Source organism: Thermosipho sp. 1244 (assembly GCF_018588215.1).
In the GTDB taxonomy this organism is placed as follows: Bacteria; Thermotogota; Thermotogae; order Thermotogales; family Fervidobacteriaceae; genus Thermosipho; species Thermosipho affectus.
Genome location: NZ_LNGA01000014.1, coordinates 70,269 through 91,910 on the forward strand (window position 1 = coordinate 70,269; position 21,642 = coordinate 91,910).

At 30.4% G+C, this 21,642-nt stretch carries 21 protein-coding genes; 5 read left to right on the forward strand and 16 right to left on the reverse strand.

Annotated elements, in window-relative coordinates; translation table 11 throughout:
* Nucleotides 1-67: 67 nt before the first annotated feature.
* The 3 genes from AS157_RS03700 (at nucleotide 68) to AS157_RS03710 (ending at nucleotide 3,259) form a co-directional block, all read left to right on the forward strand.
* Nucleotides 68-508, forward strand: a complete 441-nt coding sequence (locus tag AS157_RS03700) for an OsmC family protein (RefSeq protein WP_077289330.1) — start codon at nucleotides 68-70, stop codon at nucleotides 506-508.
* A 408-nt stretch (nucleotides 509-916) separates the two neighbouring features.
* Nucleotides 917-1,462, forward strand: a complete 546-nt coding sequence (locus AS157_RS03705; RefSeq protein WP_077289329.1) for a C40 family peptidase — start codon at nucleotides 917-919, stop codon at nucleotides 1,460-1,462.
* 117 nt (nucleotides 1,463-1,579) lie between these two features.
* The gene (locus AS157_RS03710; RefSeq protein ID WP_077289328.1) at nucleotides 1,580-3,259 is read left to right on the forward strand and encodes a methyl-accepting chemotaxis protein; all 1,680 of its coding nucleotides are present in this window, start codon (nucleotides 1,580-1,582) and stop codon (nucleotides 3,257-3,259) included.
* Nucleotides 3,260-3,299: 40 nt separating this feature from the next.
* Here AS157_RS03710 and AS157_RS03715 read toward each other — a convergent pair whose 3' ends face one another.
* From AS157_RS03715 to AS157_RS03735, 5 genes are all read right to left on the reverse strand, one after another.
* The gene (locus AS157_RS03715) at nucleotides 3,300-3,752 is read right to left on the reverse strand and encodes a hypothetical protein (RefSeq protein WP_077289327.1); all 453 of its coding nucleotides are present in this window, start codon (nucleotides 3,750-3,752) and stop codon (nucleotides 3,300-3,302) included.
* Complete coding sequence (locus tag AS157_RS03720) at nucleotides 3,749-4,378, reverse strand: hypothetical protein (protein ID WP_077289326.1); 630 nt, start codon at nucleotides 4,376-4,378, stop codon at nucleotides 3,749-3,751. The genes AS157_RS03715 and AS157_RS03720 overlap by 4 nt, the downstream gene beginning before the upstream one ends.
* A gap of 1 nt (nucleotide 4,379) precedes the next feature.
* Nucleotides 4,380-4,580 carry a helix-turn-helix transcriptional regulator gene (locus AS157_RS03725; RefSeq protein WP_075665874.1) on the reverse strand — a complete coding sequence of 67 codons (201 nt, stop codon included), beginning with the start codon at nucleotides 4,578-4,580 and terminating at the stop codon, nucleotides 4,380-4,382.
* An 88-nt stretch (nucleotides 4,581-4,668) separates the two neighbouring features.
* A complete protein-coding gene (locus AS157_RS03730; protein ID WP_077289325.1) occupies nucleotides 4,669-6,996 on the reverse strand; it encodes a homocysteine S-methyltransferase family protein in 2,328 nt (775 codons plus the stop codon).
* 60 nt (nucleotides 6,997-7,056) lie between these two features.
* The gene (locus AS157_RS03735; RefSeq protein ID WP_231450330.1) at nucleotides 7,057-8,655 is read right to left on the reverse strand and encodes a methyl-accepting chemotaxis protein; all 1,599 of its coding nucleotides are present in this window, start codon (nucleotides 8,653-8,655) and stop codon (nucleotides 7,057-7,059) included.
* A 227-nt stretch (nucleotides 8,656-8,882) separates the two neighbouring features.
* Between AS157_RS03735 and AS157_RS03740 the strand changes: the two genes are divergently transcribed.
* Nucleotides 8,883-10,202, forward strand: a complete 1,320-nt coding sequence (locus AS157_RS03740) for a hypothetical protein (RefSeq protein WP_077289323.1) — start codon at nucleotides 8,883-8,885, stop codon at nucleotides 10,200-10,202.
* A gap of 79 nt (nucleotides 10,203-10,281) precedes the next feature.
* Nucleotides 10,282-12,720 (forward strand): alpha-amylase family glycosyl hydrolase, encoded by a 2,439-nt coding sequence (locus tag AS157_RS03745; RefSeq protein ID WP_214494965.1) that lies wholly within the window; start codon nucleotides 10,282-10,284, stop codon nucleotides 12,718-12,720.
* 32 nt (nucleotides 12,721-12,752) lie between these two features.
* Here AS157_RS03745 and AS157_RS03750 read toward each other — a convergent pair whose 3' ends face one another.
* Genes AS157_RS03750 through AS157_RS03800 form a run of 11 tightly spaced genes read right to left on the reverse strand, consistent with a single transcriptional unit; the run spans nucleotide 12,753 to nucleotide 21,326 of the window.
* On the reverse strand, nucleotides 12,753-13,226 hold the full coding sequence (locus AS157_RS03750) for a peroxiredoxin (protein ID WP_077289321.1): 474 nt from the start codon (nucleotides 13,224-13,226) through the stop codon (nucleotides 12,753-12,755).
* 10 nt (nucleotides 13,227-13,236) lie between these two features.
* The gene (locus AS157_RS03755) at nucleotides 13,237-14,727 is read right to left on the reverse strand and encodes a permease-like membrane multi-spanning protein (RefSeq protein WP_077289320.1); all 1,491 of its coding nucleotides are present in this window, start codon (nucleotides 14,725-14,727) and stop codon (nucleotides 13,237-13,239) included.
* A 12-nt stretch (nucleotides 14,728-14,739) separates the two neighbouring features.
* Nucleotides 14,740-15,483, reverse strand: coding sequence for an ABC transporter ATP-binding protein (locus AS157_RS03760; RefSeq protein WP_077289319.1), 744 nt, complete (start codon nucleotides 15,481-15,483; stop codon nucleotides 14,740-14,742).
* Nucleotides 15,458-16,084 (reverse strand): hypothetical protein, encoded by a 627-nt coding sequence (locus AS157_RS03765; RefSeq protein WP_077289318.1) that lies wholly within the window; start codon nucleotides 16,082-16,084, stop codon nucleotides 15,458-15,460. The genes AS157_RS03760 and AS157_RS03765 overlap by 26 nt, the downstream gene beginning before the upstream one ends.
* Nucleotides 16,081-16,614 (reverse strand): transcriptional regulator, encoded by a 534-nt coding sequence (locus tag AS157_RS03770; RefSeq protein WP_077289317.1) that lies wholly within the window; start codon nucleotides 16,612-16,614, stop codon nucleotides 16,081-16,083. Before AS157_RS03770 ends, AS157_RS03765 begins: the two co-directional genes overlap by 4 nt.
* A gap of 46 nt (nucleotides 16,615-16,660) precedes the next feature.
* Nucleotides 16,661-16,957, reverse strand: coding sequence for a hypothetical protein (locus AS157_RS03775; protein ID WP_077289316.1), 297 nt, complete (start codon nucleotides 16,955-16,957; stop codon nucleotides 16,661-16,663).
* Nucleotides 16,957-18,213: a histidine--tRNA ligase gene (gene hisS / locus AS157_RS03780; RefSeq protein WP_077289315.1), complete on the reverse strand. Its 1,257-nt coding sequence runs from the start codon at nucleotides 18,211-18,213 to the stop codon at nucleotides 16,957-16,959. The genes AS157_RS03775 and hisS overlap by 1 nt, the downstream gene beginning before the upstream one ends.
* On the reverse strand, nucleotides 18,198-18,875 hold the full coding sequence (locus tag AS157_RS03785; protein WP_231450328.1) for a hypothetical protein: 678 nt from the start codon (nucleotides 18,873-18,875) through the stop codon (nucleotides 18,198-18,200). Before AS157_RS03785 ends, hisS begins: the two co-directional genes overlap by 16 nt.
* The gene (locus AS157_RS03790; protein ID WP_231450326.1) at nucleotides 18,865-19,695 is read right to left on the reverse strand and encodes an HAD family hydrolase; all 831 of its coding nucleotides are present in this window, start codon (nucleotides 19,693-19,695) and stop codon (nucleotides 18,865-18,867) included. Before AS157_RS03790 ends, AS157_RS03785 begins: the two co-directional genes overlap by 11 nt.
* Entirely contained in the window at nucleotides 19,692-20,771 is a 1,080-nt protein-coding gene (locus AS157_RS03795; RefSeq protein WP_077289312.1) for a glucose-1-phosphate thymidylyltransferase, read from the reverse strand. The genes AS157_RS03790 and AS157_RS03795 overlap by 4 nt, the downstream gene beginning before the upstream one ends.
* Before the next feature lie 21 nt (nucleotides 20,772-20,792).
* Entirely contained in the window at nucleotides 20,793-21,326 is a 534-nt protein-coding gene (locus tag AS157_RS03800; RefSeq protein WP_077289311.1) for a hypothetical protein, read from the reverse strand.
* Nucleotides 21,327-21,642: the final 316 nt, after the last annotated feature.

Consider the following 21,642-nt stretch of genomic DNA (forward strand, 5'->3'; position numbering starts at 1 on the left):
AAAAATTACTATTCATTCATTTCTTAACTATAAATAAGTATTATAATTAATATTAGGAGGTGATAATATGGCATTTGTAAAATTTGGAGTTTCAGCAGAAAGTGAAAATTTTACCAAAACACTAGTAACTGCAAGGAATTTTAAAATGACAATTGATGAACCTGAAAACCTCGGGGGAAAAGATGAAGGTCCAAATCCCGTTGAGTATCTTCTAGCAGCTTTTGCAGGCTGTTTAAATGTTGTAGGTCATTTGGTTGCAAAAGAAATGGGCTTTGAATTAAAAAAAATAAAAATAGATATCGAAGGAGATTTAAATCCAAACAAATTTTTAGGAAAACCTTCAGAAGATAGAACTGGATTCACCCAAATTAATGTTTCTCTCTCCCTTGAAACAAATGCTTCAGAAGAAACATTAAATGAATGGTTAAAAAAAGTCGAGCAAAGATGCCCTGTTTCAGACAACTTAGCAAATCCTACACCAATAAAGTTTTCATTAAGTAAAATTTAAATGCATAACGTAAGAAATAACCTGGGCAATATAACATACGCCCAGGTTTTTTGTTATTCGTTATATGTTATATACATGTTATACTTCTAATTCCCTTAAAATTCAAACACTTTAACTATTTTAGATGAAAAGCTATTTATCACTCCAAAAAGAAAAAAAGCAAATTTATATTCCTTTAGAAAACTTCCGATAAGTAAATAAACGTTTACTTAATTAAAAGTGTATTTTCCTATCAAAAAAGAACTTACAACGTTATGTTTGTATCCTATCTATAGGAATTCGATTTTTTTGATGTTTAGTTTTTTCAATTTTAGTTTCTCCACCACATATATGTAAATGGTAAAATAAAAATGGTAGCCTTCAAATAGAAGAAAAAATCAAATAACAATAAGGAGATAGTGAAAAATAATGGAAAATTACTTTGTGCTTGGATTAGTGTTAGGCTTAATTTTTGGAATATTTCTAGCAAATCACATACCACAAAATTTCCATCAAGTTCCAATTACAAATGCTGACAAAGAAATATGGTTTAAAACTTTACCTTCATTAGAAGGAATACCATATCGTTGGGGTGGCCAAAATCCTAAAAATGGATTTGATTGTTCTGGATTAATTGTTTATCTTTATAATCAACTTGGTGTCAAACATTTTGTCTATCAGGGAAAACTTGTATATGACGTTAGCGCAGATGCCTTGTTTAAATACAACGTCATATTAGAAGATGCAAACAGCGCCAAACAGGGAGATTTAATCTTTTTCGATGTAAATGGTGATGGCATCATGGATCACGTTGCAATACTTGATAAAATTGACAAAGACAGAAAAGTATGGATTTGGGATGCTACAGACATTGTTGACGGAACTAACATAAATAAAGTTTCTCATAGAGTTCTTTCCAATATATGGGATAAAAATCCTATTTTTGGAAAACCTTTAAAAGTAATTTTTAAATAAAAAATAATAAAACACATTTACGTGTGTAAAATTGTGTCAAACTTGTTTGAATCATACGTTAAATTTACACAAAAAATATGTTAAAATATATTCAGAATAATTAAAAGGAGGGATTATATGAGGCAACATATAATACTAAAACTAATAGTTCCAATGATTATTTTGGCATTTCTAATCTTTACAATCTTTATAAGTACTTATGTAATAACGAATTCTCAAAAATTTGACTCTTTAATTGTTAATTTAGCAGGAAGGCAAAGAATGTTAACACAAAAAATGTCCAAAGAATCTTTAATAATTTCACACGGTGACATGAGTTACAAAGAAAAACTCTCAAAGACTATGAAACTTTTCGAAACAACTTTATACGCATTAAAAGATGGAGGAAAAACATACACAGATCTTGCCATGAAAAATTCCGTAGAAATCCCACCTGCAGGAACCAAAGAAATCAAAAACCAATTAATTGTTGTAGAAAAACTTTTCTTACCATTCAAAAACGCAATTCAAAAAGTTATAAACAGTAACGGAAAAGATAAAGATGCAATAAAATACATAATAGACAACAACGAAAAACTTCTTTCTGAAATGAACACCGCAGTTTCTCTGTTTCAAAAATTTGCCGAACGAAAAGTTTCTTGGATGAAACAGATACAAATTTGGTTAACTATATTAGGCTTTTCCATTGTTGCACTCTTTATTTTCATCTATTTAAATACAATTTACAAACCTTTAAAACATCTCCTTAAAACACTTAAACAACTTGAATCTGGGGAAGCTGATCTTACAAAACAAATACCAGTTGTTACAAATGATGAATTGGGAAAAATTGCCAAAAGCTTCAATGCTTTTATTGAAATTGTTAAGAACATAGCAACATCAATTATTACAAACACAAAAGAAGTATCCTCTTCCGTAAACAATTTAAAAGAATTTCTCAATAATGTAGGAGTTAAATCAGAAAATATTATGAAAGTAACAGATTTATTCACAAACAACCTTCAAGAAATTGAAGAAAGTGTAAGTCAAATAGACTCTGATGTTCAGGAAGTTGCAAATTCCGCTGTATCTGTTGCTGAAACTGCAACAGAATTATCCTACAACATGAACGAAATCCTAGATGAAGCAAAAAATGGAATGGAAATCATTGACGAAATAAACAAAGATATAGAAGTAGTTAGCTTTGAATCAAATGAAATGCTAGAAAAATCTGAAATTCTCGAAAAATCTGCAAATGCGGTAAGTGATATATTGGGAGTTATAAGTGGAATAGCAGAACAAACAAACCTTTTAGCACTTAATGCGGCAATTGAAGCGGCAAGAGCGGGTGAAGCGGGAAAGGGATTTGCGGTAGTTGCCGATGAAATTAGAAATCTTGCCGAAGAAGCTAAAAAATCCACACAGGAAATTTCCATAAAACTTGGAAATATTAAGGAAGAATCAAAAGAAACAGCTGATTCAAGCCGCAAAATGGTAGCATCTATAAATGAAATAATTGAAAAGATGAAAAAGATGAACGAAAAATTTATCGTTATAAGAAAAAACGTAGAAAATACTTCAAGAAAGTCCGAAGATCTCGCCGCGGTATCTCAAGAACAAAGTGCATCTGCTGAAGAAATGGCAAGTAATATTAAAGAGATATCAAAACTAATAGATGAAATAACACAAAATATGATAGAAATTAATCAAACAATCAACGAACAAGGTGAAGAAATTATTTCTGCAAAAGATAAAGCCAATGATATTTCAGAAATTGTACAAAAACTCAAAAAAAGTGTGGAAGGTTTTAAAGTTTAAAATCAAAAATGAGGGGAATTCCCCCTCATTTTTATTTTTTTCAAAACTCATATTCGCATTCTAATATAGGTATAGGCCAACTAACCTCACTTGCCGCACTTATTGGCAATGAAATGTTCTCAGATAACAAAAAATTAATTTTTCCATTATTAAAAGGTATTCCATAGCCTATCCCAGCACCAAAGAGATATAACTGCTTTTGTTGATACGGAAACACTACTATCGTTCGAAAATTAGCCTGTATAAAAAATTGTTTAAAAGGAAAGCATGATATACTAACTTTTGGTGACAATAAAAAATCGTAAAATTCATTCTTTTCATCTTCTACAAATGACATTCCTACTGAACAACCTATTGATGTTTTTTCCAAATTGTACTTTACTTCAAAATAAGGAAAAACAGTACCAGTAATCACAACTCCGAGTATATAACTAAATCCATTTGCCAAAATCACTCCACTAAAAAACAACAGCAATAATATATATCTTTTCATATTTCCTCCTCCTTTCTCACAGACTGAACACTCAAAAATAACAAAACAGTTCCAAGCAAAGAATATACAAGTACTTTCCCTACATTTAAAGTACCTCTAAAGATATAAAAACTAAATACTAAAAAATATCCAAAGAACATTACACCGCCAATCCACCTGTGGTATATTGAAACCCATGTAGAAATTAATATTAACAAAGGCACAACACACTCAAACAAACTCTCTTTTGTAAAACCATGAGATAACAGTATAAAAATTGATATCATTATAAATAACGTATATCCGGTAACTTTTATCACTCTTTTTCTTCTATAAAAATACCCTATATACAATAGGCTTCTTAAAAGTAAAGGAAACAATATGTAAAAATAATAAATATCCCTTGTTGGAAATAATCCCAATAACAAAAATGTCACAGACATACAAATAACAATATATAATACAATATTAGACGTTTTATACCTTACCAACCTTTCAAATTCATCAACCTCTTTAGAAAACATATCTTTATATAACTCAAAAAATATAGGTAAAAGATAAAAAATAGAAAACCATCTGTTAATTGAAATCATAAATGTGATTATAAAGAGCAATACTATTTCAAAAAAAGACAAAACTTTTCTCATTTTAATCACCTTCTTCTAAAATAAATACCTCTTCAACTTGACAATTAAAAACTCTAGCTATTTTCAACGCAAGTAATACCGATGGCACATATTTTCCTCTTTCTATATAATTTATAGTTTGCCTTGAAACTCCTACTTTTTTTGCAAGTTCTTCTTGGGTTATATTATTTAAAGCCCTAAAAAACTTTATCTTATTTTTCATTACACTTTACCTCCAATAATTATTGTAAAATATAATTTACATTTTGTCAAGTATATTTGACAAAAACAATTTGGTGGTACAAGTCTTTTTAAAGTTTTTCATTTATTATATCCTTTATTTTATTTAAGGCATCTATTGCATCTTTTCCATAAATAACTCCAAACTCTTTTGCTATATCCTCGTTCATAGAAGCTCCTCCTGCAATTATTGGGATATTAATTTTCTCTTTTTCAAGTAATTTTTTTACTTCTTTTATCTTTTCAATTGTAGTAGTCATCATAGCAGAAAGCCCCAATATATCAGGTGTGTATTCTTTAACCTTCTTCAAAATAACATTTGACGGTACATTTTCGCCTAAATCTATTACATGAAACCCTACACTCTTTAAAACAACTTTAACTATCTCTTTTCCTATATCATGTACATCTCCCTCAACTGTTGCAAGTAATACTGTTTTTTCTTTGTTTTCGTTTGAGATTAAACTATTTAAAAAATCAAAAATAGGAACAATCGTTTCCATAGATATCATAAATTGCGGTAAAAAAATTTTTCCATTTGAATATAAATCACCTATACGTGTTATTGCTTTTGATAATATATTTTGCATTATTTGAAAAGGTGTATATGTTTTAAGAAGTTTATCTATTTCTTTCCTTAAACCTTCTTCATCATTTTTTAAAATCATCTCTACTATGGGATCCTCTTTTGTTTCTAATTTTTCAAGTTTTATTCCTCTTAAAAAAAGATTGCCATACACCACGTTCATAGTACATGATTCAGATGTGTTTAATATTGCCGCATTTAAGCCTTTTTCCATTGCAAGTGAAAGAAAAGCAGAATTAACCGCTTCTCTCTTAAAAATACCAAAACTTAAATTAGAAAGTCCTATACTTGTCATTATTCCCTTTTTAGATAAAAGTTTTATTGTCTTTAACGTAATATTTGGGTTGTTTCCTGTATTCAGTGGCAACACTAACGGATCTACAAAAATTCTTTCCCTTGGAATACCATTTTTTTCCAAATATGATAAAGCCTCCAAAGAAATATTAAACCTTTCTTCTGCACTTTGCGGAATTTTATCTTTCATTGCAAGAAGAATTAACATCCCACCATATCTTTTTAAAAGATATATTGCCTTATCTAAACTTTTTAAATCTGCTTTTGCTGAATTTACAATAGGTCTTCCCACATATTCTTTTAGCGCAACTTTCATAAACTCAAATTCTTGTATATCCAAAGACAACGGTAGAGCCCCTATTTTATCAAGAACAAGTACCACCTTTTTAAAGTGGTCTCTACTTAAGAGTTTTTCAATTCCCAAGTTAACATCTAAAACATGTGCGCCATCTTGCTCTTGAAGTCTAGCAAGTTTTACAACACTTTCAAAATTTTTCACTTTTATATTTTCTTGAAATTTTTTCCTTCCAAAAGCATTAATTTTTTCCCCTATAACTAAAAAGGGGGATACTTTCCTCAACCTTGTTCTATTTGAAACATACTGTGATAACACCATTTTTCTTTTCTTTGGACTTTTTTTCCTTCCAACAAAATTTATCATGTACCTTATATGATCAGGCGATGTTCCACAACACCCACCTACAATATTTGCACCAAACTCAACAAATTCCATCATATAACGTGCAAATTCTTCAGGGGTCATTTGGTAAATTAACTCTTTATTTTTTAATCTTGGCTTTCCTATATTTGGCTCAACACTTAAAGGTTTCTGCGAAAAACTTGCAAGTTTTTCAAAAACAAAAAGCAATTTTACCGGATCTAATGTACAATTTACTCCAATTACATCTACATCTAAATCGTTTAAAAGTGTTGCAAATATCTCAACACTTGTCCCTGTAATTGAAACACCATTTTCCTCAAAACTCATCTGTGCAATTATTGGCACATCATTAGAAAGGTCCCTTAGGGCAAGTACAGCCGCTTTCAATTCCTTTAAATCGGTCATAGTTTCAATTATAAATCCATCTACACCGGAGTTTAAAAGTATCTCTCCCTGCTCTTTAAAAACACTGTAGACTTCATCAAAGGTTATTTTTCCAAAAGGCTCTATTAACACCCCAGTAGATGAAATATCACCTAAGACATATACATTGTCTCCTGCAGCTTTTTTTGCTATTTTCACTGCACTGTGATTTATATCTCTTAAATCATATCTGACACCTAAAGTTTTTAATTTAAACCTATTTGCACTAAATGTATTTGTAAGAAGAAAATCAACACCTGCTTCTACATATGACTTTTGAAGGTCATATACCTTTTCTTGAGCAATAATATTCAAAATTTCCACAGGTCCTTTAAAACCCTTTTTAAAAAATTCCGTGCCATATGCTCCATCAAGAAATAAAACTCTTTGATTCAAAAGTTCTAAAAAAATATTCCTGTTTAAAACTGCTACCATCCCCCTTACTTAAAACTATTCTACCACCAAAAAAACAGGGAAGGTAAAACCTTCCCTGCATTACAATTTAAAGTATTCAATCTTTCTTTGAAGCTGCTGCGCAATCTCCGCTAGCGACTGTATCGACACACTCATTTCTTCTACTGCACCATTTGATTCTTGCAACGCGGCATTTGCATCTTCAGTTACTTCTGCGGTAGTACTTAACAGTGTATTTAATCTAGTAACTGCAGCTGACATCTCTTCTATACCTGCACTTTGTTCTTGTGTATTAGATGCAACAATTTCAACTTTTTCACGTACTTCTTTCAACATCTCTTTTATACTTTCAAATATATGCATTATTTTTTCTGAAGATACGGCAACATCATTTATAGAATGTGTTGTTTTTTCAACAAAATCAGAAGAATTTACTATTCCCGTACTTATACTCTCTAATATCTGAACAATCTGCTGTGTTGCATTTTTGCTCTCTTCTGCAAGTTTTCTTATCTCTTCTGCAACTATTGCAAAGCCTTTACCCGCTTCACCGGCACGTGCAGCCTCGATCGCAGCATTTAGTGCAAGTAAATTTGTCTGTTCTGATATAGCATTTATTGTGTTTACTATAGTATTTATATTGCTCGCCATTTGTAGTAGTTTTTCTAAACTTCTTTTTGTTATATCGCTAAGCTCCTTTGTATTTTTTATTTTATCTACAATTTCGCTTACTTTTTTTGTACTTTTATCCGATAAATTATGCAATTCATTTGTTTTTTCAAGCATATCCTGGGCTGCTTTTGCGTTAACATCCGCAGACGCTGCAAATTCCTCAATACTTGCAGTTATTTCTTGAAGAGCTGCAGAATTATCCTGGGCTTCTTTACTCAACTTATCAATTCCCTCAGAAACACTATTTAAGTTTGTAGATATTTCTTCTGACACAGCTGATAACTCCTCACTATTTGCACTCAACTCACTAGATGAATTATTTATTCCCTCTATAACATCAAATAACTTTTCCCTTAGCTTTTCAACAGATTGAGCCATACGTCCTATTTCATCTTTACTTTCTATTTTTTCTATTTCAACATTTAAAACACCATTACTTAAATTTTCAACAAGCACAGATGCTTTTTTTAAAGGAGTTATCAAACCCCTTGTTATTACCAAAACAATTATTATAACTATACTACCTACAACCGCTAAAACAAAAATTGTACTTAGAATTAAATTCTTAATCGCATTTGATGTATCCTCTTTTAGTAAATCCACTAGCTCAAGTAGTAATTTTCGAACTTGAAACTGAATGTGCACAAAGTTTTGAAAAGTTTTTTGATCAATATTTTGGATATCTATATTTTTGACACTTTCTATCAATTTTTTCAGTGTTACAATACTATTTTCAAAAATCTCTCTTTGCCTATTATTAAAAATTCCCCTCACTTTTTCCATTTCTTTTAACTTGTCTTCAAAATGCCCTATAGTGTCTTTTAATAAGTTAAAATCTCTAGTTTGTACCGCTACAAGAAAATCATTTTCATAAATTCCAAGCTCAACTATTTGACTATTAACAGTAAAGGTAACTTTTTCCCTTCTGTAAATCTTATTCATGTCAAGCCAAAATATAAATCCAAATATAACCATACCGGCAAAAATAACACCTACAATGAAAAACATCTTGGACGATATACTTCTAATAAAAATCCCTCCTTTAAATTTTTAGACATCCAAACAAATCCTGTAAATTATTATAAACATCCAATTTATATCATTTCAACTCATATTTACGTTAATATCCTTTTAAACAATTTATACAAAATCAAAATTTAAATCAAAAAAAATAAAATTTTAATATAAAAATGTTATAATTTAAAAGGTATTTAAAGTCAAAGGAGGTGGTACATATGAAAAAATTTCTAGTTATAATATCTTTATTATTCATATTATTTGGATGTGTTAACTTCAACGAAATTCCAACAAATTCAGAAATTTCAAATTTATCGAGTGATGAAACGTCCTACATTGCTTCCGTGGTCATTGACGATGAAACCCAAAACTTTATTGCAGAGCTTTCAGAAATCATTGCCCCAAAATCAACAACAAAAATGCATACCTTTTCAACTGAGGAAGAGCAAATGGAAGACATAATAGAGAACATATTAGAACTTATTGAAGAACATCCAAATTTAATCAAAAAATTTAAGAAGATATTAGAAACAACAAATAAAATTAGAGAAAAAGAGGACAGATTAGATTTCAAAGTCGTGTTTAAAAAAGATGCAAGGGAAAAGATTTTAAATGCATTTAACATTGAAACAGACAAAGAAATAGCTATGGATTACAGAGATGTCGTTATACTACACACCTTTACAACATACATTGTAAAAACATATGAAAAAAGAGAAAGGATAAGAAATTATGTAAAAAGTGTAAAAAATGCAAAAACGGGAAAAATTGATACACTTTTAACATCCCAAGCAAGTAACCTTATCTCAAATACTTCCTTTGCAGTTCCAAATACTCAAGAATTTTGGACAACACTAAAAGATTTGGGATATCAACTTTCCGAAATATCAGAAGATAAAGACATCCTTGATATGAAAGATTTATTTACAGAAACACCGTTTAAAGTTCCAGGGATAAAAGAGGAAATAAAAATTGTTAAAACTATATTAGACAGTGCTATTGAGCTATACAATTTTGAAAAAGCAAAGACCAACGAAAAGGGTTGGACCAATTGGTACAGTTTTTTTGAACTCTTTGCATTAAAATTTGGCGCAACAGAAGACTCTGATATACGCATTGGAAAAGAACTAGATGAAAAAATAGATACGGAAAACACAGATATAAAAATCAATGGAACACAGATTAATAACAAGGCGTATATTGACATATTAAAAGAATTAAATCGTTCGCTAGATTCAGAACTTGTAATAGAAGCAAGTCAAACCACATTTTCTGCAACACTTACAATAGATTTCAAAAATCTACCTGATCCAATTGATTTAAGGGATAACAACCTTGGAATCAAAAAAAGCTTCTTTGACAGTCTTTTGGGACAAGAAATATGGAAGTACTGGGAAACAGATAGCGCTTTAAATATCTTACTAAATTCACTATTAAATAATACAACATTTACAACTTTCGACGGCGAAAGTATACAAATAACAATCAAAGGGTTAAATAACGCTTTGAAAATAGATGCAATATTAAAGCTATACTAACAAATTCCAAACTCCCCTTCAATTTGAAGGGGAGTTTTGTTATAATTATTTGGAACCGTTACCACAAAGGAGGGTTTATATGAAAAAAGTTATCTTTTCTGTTTTGATAGTACTACTTCTTCTTTTTTCGTGTACCACTCCCTTAAAAATGTCTTTGAGTATATCATTAAAAGGGGCAATAGAAAGTGCTCCGAAGATCTCCGCGCAAAGTTTTGAAAAAGACGTAAAAATAGAAAAATACACACTAAAGATATTCCAAGGCTCAAAATTAGTGTTAAAAAAAGATCTAAAGGGCTCCCTTTTTACAAAGCTAGAAGGACTTACCCCAGGTAAATACAAAATAAGGATAGAGGGATACAACAAAACCCTTGTAGTTTACGGTGAAAAAGAAACTACCCTTTCATACGGTGAAAACAAAATAACTATACAAACCATTTTCACAAACGGCACTTTGGTTATTACTTTAAAGGCAAAAGGTACAGAAATCAAAGAATCGACAATTAAAGGCACATTAACTGCATCATCTGTACATAACTTTATAGAAAACAACATATTTTTTGAAAAAGATGTCTATCCGGGGGTCTGGGAAATAAACATTAATGCAACTACAACTCAAGAAAAAAACGTAAAAATTAACACCATAGCTCAAGTATTTCCCGCATCAAAAACCACATTAAATTTTGAAATAAAAGAAGAAAATATAGTTCTAGAACCTATTCTTCCATACATCGAAGAAATAAAAGACGCAACAGCAGAAATAACAAATAACGGCATTAAACTTTCTTGGAAATACACCCTTCCAGCAACTTTTTACATATACAAAGGTTCAAGTAAAGTTGATATAGACCTTCTTGGAAAAACAACAAACACAGAATTTGTCGATACAAATCCAACAAAAGAAAAATACATCTATTACATAAATGCCATCTATGATGGAAAGGAAAGTGGACTAACAAAAATAGACGCAAAAGAATTACTTAATGAAATATTCTCTTCAAATATTATGTACCTTTTGTTTGTAAGATCATTCTTTGATGGAAACAACGATGGAATAGGTGACCTACAGGGAATAACACAAAAAATAGATTACCTAAAAAAACTTGGAATAAGCACCATATGGCTTATGCCTATATTTAAATCTACATCATACCACGGATATGATGTGGTAGATTACTACAAAATAAACCCAGAATATGGTACTATTGATGATTTTATTGAACTTTTAAAGAAAGCACATGAAAATAATATAAAAATAATACTTGATATTCCACTAAATCACTCTTCAGACAAAAACCCATGGTTTTTAGATGCCATAGAAAATACGACAAATTCAAAATATTGGAACTATTATATTATGAGTCTTGAAGAAAAGAATCTTCCTCACTGGCATTACAAAGTAAATTCAAAGGGTAAGAAAATTTATTACTTTGGAATCTTTGGACCGTCCATGCCAGATTTTAACCTTGATAATCCAGAAGTTAAAGAATTACACAGGGATATTTTAAATTACTGGATTTTACAAGGTGTAGATGGGTTTAGATTTGACGCCGTAAAACATTTCTATGGAAATGATTGGGATGATGGAATAGAAAAATCCACCGAGTACTCCAAAGAACTTACAAGGTATGTAAAATCGATAAAAGAAGATATAATTGTTGTAGGTGAAGCATACGATGGAAATATAGATATCTTAAAAAAATTTGCACCTATGCCCGTCTTTGATTTTAATTTTATGTTTAACGCAAGGGAAAATTACGAAGGCAAAGATAACTTAATTTCCACCTGGTACAAAGATGTAGACTATGAAGGAATCTTTCCAAATTATTTCCCATTTTTAGACAACCATGACCTAAATAGATTTATCTCAGTTCTATGCGATGAAAAATATCATAATAATTCATATGGAACTTCACAATATGCGGTTCTAAATACTTTATTGGTATTTTTAGAAGGTCTTCCAACTATATATTACGGTAACGAAATAGGACTTAAAGGATTTAAATGGAACGGACCTGTGTATGATGAACCTGTTAGAGAACCCATGCAGTGGTATGCTTCACAATCTGGTGAAGGACAAACAAATTGGACTAAAAAAATATATCAATTAAAAAACATAACATTTGGAAATGCAAATCTAGATGGGGCCATATACGATGATCCATATGATGGTGTTTCGGTGGAAGAAGAAGAAAATGAAAAATCCTTACTAAATTATTTCAAAACTATATTCAATCTAAAAAAAGACTACTATGCACTTTCGCATGGAAATGTAAATATCGAAAAAAATTGGAAAAACCTTATTGTACTGAAAAAGTCGTATTTTAACCAAGAAGCCTTAGTACTTATCAACCCCGATCCCATTTATCCAAACAAATTTACAATTCCAAAGGGATATACCCGCATACTATACGCCGATTTAAATAATTTTACATGGGATACACAAAAGACATACATTGACACAGACGTTGAATATACAATTAATCCAAGACAAGTTTACATCTTCATACTCAACCATTGACAATAAAAAAAGTGCGCATTTGCGCACTTTTTTTATCTTTCAATTAATTCTCTTAACTTTTCAAGTACCTCTTTTGCATGTCCTTTTGCCTTTACCTTCTCCCACACATATGCTATTTTTCCATCTGGATCAACTAATACAGTAGTTCTTACAACCCCGTAATACTCTCTTCCGTACATCTTTTTCAACTGCCAAACTCCCAACTTTTCTAGTACAGCTTTATTTTCATCACTTAAAAGCTTTACTTTTAAGTTATGTTTTGCTATGAATTTTTTGTGACTTTCCACTTTATCTGGACTTACACCTATTACTTCTGCATTTAATTTTTTGAATTCGTCTATAAGCTCTGAAAACTCCAATGCTTCTGTTGTACAACCTTTTGTATTATCTTTTGGATAAAAATACAAAACAACCCATTTTCCCTTTGGAAGTTTTACTTTTTTACCTTCAAGATCTATAAACTCTACATCTAAGATATCACCTATGTCAAATTTAAAATACTTCATATATATCACCTCACAATTTTTGATAGATAAGCTTTTTTAATCTTTTAATATACACAAATGAAAGTAATACACTACACACAATAGAAGATATAAATATCAAATATAACCACCACGGTGCACTTTCACTTCTAATTATAACAAAATATGGCATAATAATTCCAAAAGCAAGACCCATAGTTATTGCTTCTATTATAAAAGTTGCGGAAACTGTAAATATTCTATTCATATTATTTGACTTAATATTAGGCGATTTTATCGCATAATATGCTCCCAAAACTCCGCTCATAAAGAATAAAATTAAAGAAAATATAAGTATCAAAAAGACAAAAATATCAAAAGGAGCAAAAAATAAAGAAACAAAAAACACCAATAAAAGTATGAAAAAATTCAATCCTAAAGGAAGTACAATTTTGGGCATCATAAGTGTTGAAAAACGTATGGGATACATTGAACTAACCTCTATTTTTGATACCTCAGAAAACGTTAATATGCCTGTTTCAAGCGCAATATAAAATGTAAAAATTGGAATAGTATAAAATATTGAATGTAAAAAATCGCTTCTGTTTATAAACATCATAAATATCCCAAAACCCAATGGATAAAGTATAAAATACAAAAACTGTTCATATCTTAAAGCGGCCTTCATATCTTTTTTGAAAACCGCTTTTATTGGAGAACCTGCACTAGATATTTTATACCCCCTCTTTCTCTTTGACTGAACAGGTTCAAACCCAACTTTCCTAGATATACTAACAAATGAAAATGTAAGTAAAACGGTAGAAACAAGTGAATAAAAAAATGTTTTTTCAGAAATGAAACTCCACGCAAGGAAATTGTACTCTTTTGAGGAAAAAACAAACAATTTTGCCATATTTTGAAGTTTTGAAACATCTACATCCATCATTGCAATTACAAAAAAGTAGAAAAACATAGATAAAAGTAAGACTATCATGTAAAACCTTCTTGTGAAAGATTTTGAAGTTTTTCCACCTATCAATACAGCAACTACAGAAGAAAAAACAATCAAAAAGAAAATATGTAAAATTATCTGCAAAATCCCCCATAATATATTTTGATTTGCGGATATAATGTAAGATAGAGAAACAAACACAAAAAATGAAAGAGTATATAACTGCGACAATGTTGCAGAAAATATTTGAAAAGCAGTTAACACAGTCCTTGAAATAGGCATAGTTAGTAATAATTCCATTTCATCGTTTCTTGAAAGTGAATACATGGCAAGTCCAATAAATCCCACAACAAAAAACAAAGAAAGTATGGAATTCCACATTAAAAACATATACTTTGCAGCCATTTGATCCACTTTATACAATTCTACAAAGATTTTCTTTGAAAAGAAAAATACCATTATTCCTAGTGGAATAGCACCTATCATATATGCCAACAATTGCCTGAGAAAATTACCTTTAACCGATGATTTTTTCTTCCCGTATAAATGGGGATTACTCAAATATTTGAGTAATATAACAAATTCTCTCATATAACCACCCCCTTAAAGTGAATCCACAATATTTTTTATATCTTCTTCTTGTGCAGTTAATTCTAAAAAGAGGTCTTCAAGTGATTTGTTTTCTCCTTGTTTTAAAGTTTCAATATCCCCCTGTGCTATTATCTCTCCTTTGTTTATAATAGCTATTTCATCACACATCTTTTCTGCAATTTCCAATATATGAGTTGTTAGAAAAATTGTAATTCCTTGATTTGCATATTTCCTCAAAAGTTCTTTTAAAATCTTTGCGCTTTTTGCATCTAATCCTACAGTTGGTTCATCTAAAAATATAACCTCTGGTTTTCTCATTAAAACACTTATCACCATTAATTTTTGTTTCATACCATGCGACATATCGGAAATTTGCTTGTCAAGATAATCAACTCCAAATGCTTCAGATAGTTCTTCTATCCTCTTTTTAACTTCATTAGTATTTTGCCTGTAAATGTCCATTATAAACTCTAGATATTCATATCCTCTCAAATGATCGTAAATTCTTGGTTCATCTGGTACAACTCCTATTCTTCTTTTTATCTCTAATTCATGTGTTTTCATATCAAGCCCTAAAATTTCCACCTTACCACTTGTAGGTCTTAAAGCCCCCGTCAACATGCGAATTGTCGTTGTTTTTCCCGCACCATTTGGACCCAAAAATCCAAAAATTTTCCCCTTTTCAATATACAAATCAATACCATTTACCGCAATAAAATCTCCAAATTTCCTAGTTAACTTTTCCGCTTTTATCATCCAACCACCCCCTAATGACTTTTGACATTTTTTCACAAAATTCGTATAGATTTGGCTCACCTAACGCTTTATGAGCATTTCTCGTTATTCTAAACACCATCTTATCATTCAAAACATTAACTATTATTCCCCTTCCATTTATTATTACCCTTTTTCCAAAATTACCAAAAATCACCACGGGCTTTCTAGAATACCCTCCCTTCCCACATTCACTTGCTATATTTTCAGCTTCACTTGAAACGTAAATCCAATTATACATTGGTATTAACTTCATACGAATAAATTGAATTAAAACAAAAAAGGATGAAACCCAAATGTATTTAGGAAACAAAAAACAGGTAATAATTGCTAAATTTAGAAGAAAATTAACAAATGTTATTCTATACGTAAAAAAATAAAACATGTTAAATAATAGTCCGACTACAATTACAAAGTAAAAAACATAAGAAGAAAAATTAACACTTAAAAAAAGTATTAAAATTAAAATAAAGAAATTCCAATAATCATATCTTAATAATTTGCTTTTCTCTCCTCCAAAACATTTTAATATCGCATACCTTAAAATAAAATAAAAAAACACAAAAAACAATATTATGTTCACTTTACCACCTCTACAATATCCATTAAAACAAGGTTATTAACCGCAAATAAAACATCAAATTCTGGGAAATTTAACTTTTCAACAATTTCAGAAATTAAAATCCCCGCACTATCTATTGGAGGTACTAAAAATAACACCCTTCCCTCTACCTCAGAAAGCTTTATAATTTCCCCATTTTTAACAACACCGTTTATAGTTTCTTTCTTTAAATCATAGTTATACCTTGCTTTACTTTCTCTTTCACGTATCTTTTTTGATTTTAATTCAAAAACTTTTAAAACCTCGTCAAAATCTATTGTTATCTTACCACCACAGTACCTATATTTTTTTGAAGGTCTTCCTATTTTTCTTTCAACTTTTGAGGATACAATTCCAAATCTCTCCAATATCTCCAAATACTTTTGAACTGTAAACGTATGGAACCCCAATTCCTTTGCAATAGAACTTGGGTTTTTATTGGAATTATCCTTTAAAAAATTTAAAACTTCAAAAAGCTGTGGCGAAGACAAAATTTTCAAAAGTTCATTCATTCTTTCACCTTTTTTCATTTCTATTGAAATTATAAATTACATGAAATTAAAAGTCAAGATTTTCAAAATAAAATACCTTCACTTTTATGTTATTTTCCATATCAAATTCGACAAATTTGATTTCACTTTTAATTTTCACTCCATTTTCTGATACATAAACCCAAGATAATTGAGGATGGAGATTAGGTAGGGAAATTAGCAATAAATCCTCGGCATGAAGTTTGGAAAGTTCGATTTGTAAGATTTTATTGTACATTGCCCTTTGACTTTCAATGGTAAAAAGAATAGCAGTTATAGCTATAAGTGTAACAACTATAGCTATAACTGCTTCTATATAACTCATTATTTTTCAATCCACTCTTTTGTGGTTCCAACTATGTAGTCTCTTTCTATCTCTATTTGTTCGCCTGTTTCCATATTCCTTAAAATAACAATATTTCTCTCCAATTCGTTCTCACCAACAATTATACAAAGTTTACACTTTAATCTTGCAGCATGTTTTAATTGCGCGCTCAATCCCCTTTCCATGGTGTTAAATACAACCGAAATATCACTATCTCTTAGCTCCTCAGATATCTTTATTGCTTCAACTCTTGCTCTTTCTCCAAGGTGAGCTACATACACTTCGTTATTTTTTATATCATCTACTGGTATATTTTCTTCTTTTATCGCTATTATTAACCTTTCAATCCCCATCGCAAATCCCAAAGATGGGGTTTTTGGACCACCTAATTCCTTTATCAGATTATCGTATCTACCCCCACCACCTACTGCACTTTGAGCTCCAAGTTTTCCGTGATGTATTTCAAATACCACTCTATTGTAATAATCAAGACCTCTTACAAGCAATGGATCCTCTTCATATTTTATTTCCAAATCATCTAAAATCTCTTTAGTTTTAAGATAGTGCTCTTTACAATCATCACATAAATAATCCGTTATCTTTGGTGCTCCTTTTACATATTCAACGTCTACTTTACAATCAAGAAGCCTTAATACATTTGTCTCATACCGTCTTTTGCAATCATCACAAACTTTATCCAACTTATCCTCATAATATTTCTTAAGCGCTTTTTTATATTCACTCCTACATTTCTCACAACCAATTGAATTTATCTTTATAGTATAATCTACTAATCCCAATTTTTTTAGAAATCGGTCTGCAAGTACAATAGCTTCTGCATCTGCAAGAGATGAAGGAGAACCTATAAGTTCTACCCCAAATTGATGAAATTGCCTCTGTCTTCCAGATTGTGGTCTTTCGTATCTAAACATAGGACCAATGTAAAATAACCTCTTTGGAAGACCTGTTGCCAACATCGAATTTTCAACAAATGCCCTTATAGTAGGTGCTGTTCCTTCCGGTCTAAGGGTAATACTCCTATTTCCCTTATCTTCAAATGTGTACATTTCCTTTTGTACAATATCCGTATCTTCCCCTACACCCCTTACAAAAAGCTCCGTCCTCTCAAATATAGGTGTTCTAATTTCGGAATATCCATACAACCTTGCCGTTTCCCTTGCAACGTTTTCTACAAAGTACCAATATTTCATATCCTCTCCATAAATATCATCTGTTCCTTTTACCCGTTTGTACACTTTTTTTCCACCTCCAACAACCTTTCACTCGCCTCTCTTTTTGCCTCTTTATTTATATAACTCCAAATTTCAAGTCCATTTAACTTCAATGCCTTTTCATACATCTCTTTTGCGCGTTTACAATCATGTACCTTTTCGTAATATTTTCCCAATTCAACATACGTATATATATGATTTTTATTCAGTTGCAACGCTTTCAAGAGGTGATCTTTTGCAACATTTAAATCACCAAATGGTGTTTCAAGGTGAAGTATTCCATATAAAAGATGGGCAAGATATTGATCTTGCCCGTATTCCACGGCTTTTTTTGCAAAATCAAACACTTTTTTATAGTAAATCAACGCTAAAAAATAATTTTTTTGAACGTAGTGTCCATATACTAAAGCCGCTGCATAGTATACTTTCCAGTAGTTTGTCTCTAAAAGTGCATCTATGTATTTTTTTGCTAAATCTTGGTATCTTTTTACATCTCCATGTCCCCAAAAATACAAGTCGGTATATGCTAGTATTACCTCACACTTAAAATCAATTTGGAGAGCATCATAATCTATTGAATTTAAAATCTTTAAAACCTCTTGTTGTTCTCGCTTTCCAACTGCAAGCTGTAAATCGTATATAGTATACGAAAAAACACTCACAAAGAAAAAAACACTAAAGAACAAACTTTTCCACCGCAAAACCTACTCCTCCATCGTTGTTAGAAAGCGTAATAAACTTTGCTACCTTCTTAACTTCTTCAACTGCATTTTCCATTGCAACTGGGAAACCCACTAATTTCATAACACCAATATCGTTATAATTATCACCTAAGAACATTGTTTCATTTTCCGAGACTTTAAAATAATTAAGCAAAAATCTCAACGCATCTTCTTTAGATGCCCCTTTGCCGAAAAATTCAAAAAACGCCCAACCATCCACCACATTATTCTTTATAGCACTAAATTGACCTGTATATTTTTTACCAACAAATTCTATTATATTTCTAATTTTTGCTTCATTTCCCATAAGTACTACTTCTGCAACTTTGTCTTTTGTTATAAATTTAATTACATCGTCAACTCTGTTAATTCGCCAACTATTTTGTTCTAAATACCTTACATATCCACCTTTATGTTCTTTGTCCATATACATATCTTTTTCATCTAGAAAATCTGAAAATAGAATGTAATCTACCTTCTCTTTTCTGGCATAATCTATTAATTCTTTTGCAATTTTAGATGGCAAGGGAGATTCATACAACACTTTATTTTCAAATGGCATATAAATGAACGCCCCATTTTGAAATACAACTGGCACATCCAATCCCAACTCTTCCACATATCTTTTTGCAGAATAATAATTTCTTCCAGTTGCAATACTAATGTGAATTCCCTTCTCCATAGCCCTTTTTAACGCAATTATATTCCGCTCTGGTACGTGTTTTTCATCATTTAAAAGTGTTCCATCTAAATCCGTTAAGATAAGCTTAATCAAAAATATCACCTCACTATTTCCACTTTTCCCATGTCTCCAATTACAAACTTCATTGCCTTTGGCTTTCTTTCATTGTTAACAATTTGTACGTTTTTACCTATTAAAGAAGAATCTATGGGATATGGCAAGTTAAGTAATTTTACATGATCCATTAAAATACTATTTTCAAGTTCACAATTTTCAACTAAAACGTTATCCCCAATAGATGTATATGGACCAATATAGGAATCCTTAACAACACAATTTGCCCCTATAACAACAGGTCCCCTTATAGTAGAATTAATTATTTCACTATTTTCACCAATATACACCCTACCTTGTATGTCCGATAAAGTATCCACAATTCCTTTGTTTTCCAACTTAAAATGATTATCATCCAATATCTTTCTATTTGCTTCTATCAAATCTTCGGGTTTTCCCGTATCTTTCCACCAACCATAAACAATATGTCCTTTTACATTGTATCCTTTTTCTATCAAATATCCTATTGCATCTGTAATTTCAAGTTCTCCTCTCCAAGAAGGTTTTATATTATCTATCCCCTCAAATATTGTATTTCTAAACAAATACATTCCAATAATTGCAAGATTTGAAATAGGGTCTTTTGGTTTTTCCACGACCTTTACTATCTTTTCTCCTTTTACAACTGCAACACCAAATCTTGAAGGATCTTTTACCGGAGAAAGTAATATAGAAGCTTTTAGTTCCTCTTCTTTTCTAAATTCATTTACAAATTTTGAGATATCATCTAATATGAGGTTATCACCCAAATACATTAAAAAATCATCATTTCCAATAAAATCCCTTGCAATAGAGACGGCATGCGCTAGACCCTTTGGTTCATTTTGCAATATGTATTCTATATTTAACCCAAATTTTTTTCCATCTCCCAAAAAATTTTTAAAATCGTTTATGTTTTCATTGTTTACAATGAGACCAACTTGATCAATCCCAACACTTTTTATTTTTTCCAAACTATAGTAAATAACTGGTTTATTTGCAATGGGAATAAGATGTTTTGCTATGGTAAAAGTTAAAGGTCTTAGCCTTGTACCCTTTCCAGCACAAAGTATAATCGCTTTCATTTTATCCCTCCTCAAATCAGATTATATCATAGCTTTTACTTTTTCTATTATCCTTTCTGGGGCAATTTTACTCACCTTTGCCATATTAAAATTCGTATATTCTTCAAAATCTTCTACAGAGTGTTTTAAGCCAAACATTTCTTCGTATTTTTCAAACTCCTCATTTGTTTCTATTTCTGCAAGATACTTTATTTTCAATGGAAAATCAAGAAAAATAAATTCATCAATCGAAACTTCTGCAGGAGAAAACATCAGGAAATACCTAATTTTTGCAATTACTGGGTATTTCTTTAAAAAATCTATACTCTTTAAATCTACATCATGCTCATCTTCCAACCTTTGAAAGTCTCCAAAAACCTTTGACTTAAATGCAACAACCCATTTTTCGCTAAAATCACCATCAACCGTATACCTCAATCTACATCTTTGTACCTTTACAAAAACACACCTTTCCAGATACCACTGGATAACACCCACTTTATATTTTGCCTTTCGAATAAGTTTTTTAAACAAATATTCATCCAAAAGATACTTTTTTTCACGTTCTATTTTCATATTTCATATTATATCATCAAAGTTTTCATTTTCAAAAAATCAAAAAAAAACAAACATCATCAATAAAATATGTATATAAAAATAATATATTTTTAGCTCGTAATTTTGATTAAAATTTTGATTAATTTCACAAAATAGACATTCATGTTATTAATATAACTTACTAAAATAATTATAACTTAAAATGCAAACTACATATGTATAAGAGTACAATTTGCATAAAAATATAATTTGAAGTCGGATTATAAAAGTTAACAATAACATTATCATCAATTAACATAAATATTATATAATTACTTGGGGCCTAAAATAAAAT

Coding starts and splice junctions, on each gene's coding strand:
- AS157_RS03700 (WP_077289330.1), top strand. CDS start 68: ATGGCATTTGTAAAATTTGGAGTTTCAGCAGAAAGTGAAAATTTTACC.
- AS157_RS03705 (WP_077289329.1), top strand. CDS start 917: ATGGAAAATTACTTTGTGCTTGGATTAGTGTTAGGCTTAATTTTTGGA.
- AS157_RS03710 (WP_077289328.1), top strand. CDS start 1,580: ATGAGGCAACATATAATACTAAAACTAATAGTTCCAATGATTATTTTG.
- AS157_RS03715 (WP_077289327.1), bottom strand. CDS start 3,752: ATGAAAAGATATATATTATTGCTGTTGTTTTTTAGTGGAGTGATTTTG.
- AS157_RS03720 (WP_077289326.1), bottom strand. CDS start 4,378: ATGAGAAAAGTTTTGTCTTTTTTTGAAATAGTATTGCTCTTTATAATC.
- AS157_RS03725 (WP_075665874.1), bottom strand. CDS start 4,580: ATGAAAAATAAGATAAAGTTTTTTAGGGCTTTAAATAATATAACCCAA.
- AS157_RS03730 (WP_077289325.1), bottom strand. CDS start 6,996: ATGGTAGCAGTTTTAAACAGGAATATTTTTTTAGAACTTTTGAATCAA.
- AS157_RS03735 (WP_231450330.1), bottom strand. CDS start 8,655: ATGTTTTTCATTGTAGGTGTTATTTTTGCCGGTATGGTTATATTTGGA.
- AS157_RS03740 (WP_077289323.1), top strand. CDS start 8,883: ATGAAAAAATTTCTAGTTATAATATCTTTATTATTCATATTATTTGGA.
- AS157_RS03745 (WP_214494965.1), top strand. CDS start 10,282: ATGAAAAAAGTTATCTTTTCTGTTTTGATAGTACTACTTCTTCTTTTT.
- AS157_RS03750 (WP_077289321.1), bottom strand. CDS start 13,226: ATGAAGTATTTTAAATTTGACATAGGTGATATCTTAGATGTAGAGTTT.
- AS157_RS03755 (WP_077289320.1), bottom strand. CDS start 14,727: ATGAGAGAATTTGTTATATTACTCAAATATTTGAGTAATCCCCATTTA.
- AS157_RS03760 (WP_077289319.1), bottom strand. CDS start 15,483: ATGATAAAAGCGGAAAAGTTAACTAGGAAATTTGGAGATTTTATTGCG.
- AS157_RS03770 (WP_077289317.1), bottom strand. CDS start 16,614: ATGAATGAACTTTTGAAAATTTTGTCTTCGCCACAGCTTTTTGAAGTT.
- AS157_RS03775 (WP_077289316.1), bottom strand. CDS start 16,957: ATGAGTTATATAGAAGCAGTTATAGCTATAGTTGTTACACTTATAGCT.
- AS157_RS03795 (WP_077289312.1), bottom strand. CDS start 20,771: ATGAAAGCGATTATACTTTGTGCTGGAAAGGGTACAAGGCTAAGACCT.
- AS157_RS03800 (WP_077289311.1), bottom strand. CDS start 21,326: ATGAAAATAGAACGTGAAAAAAAGTATCTTTTGGATGAATATTTGTTT.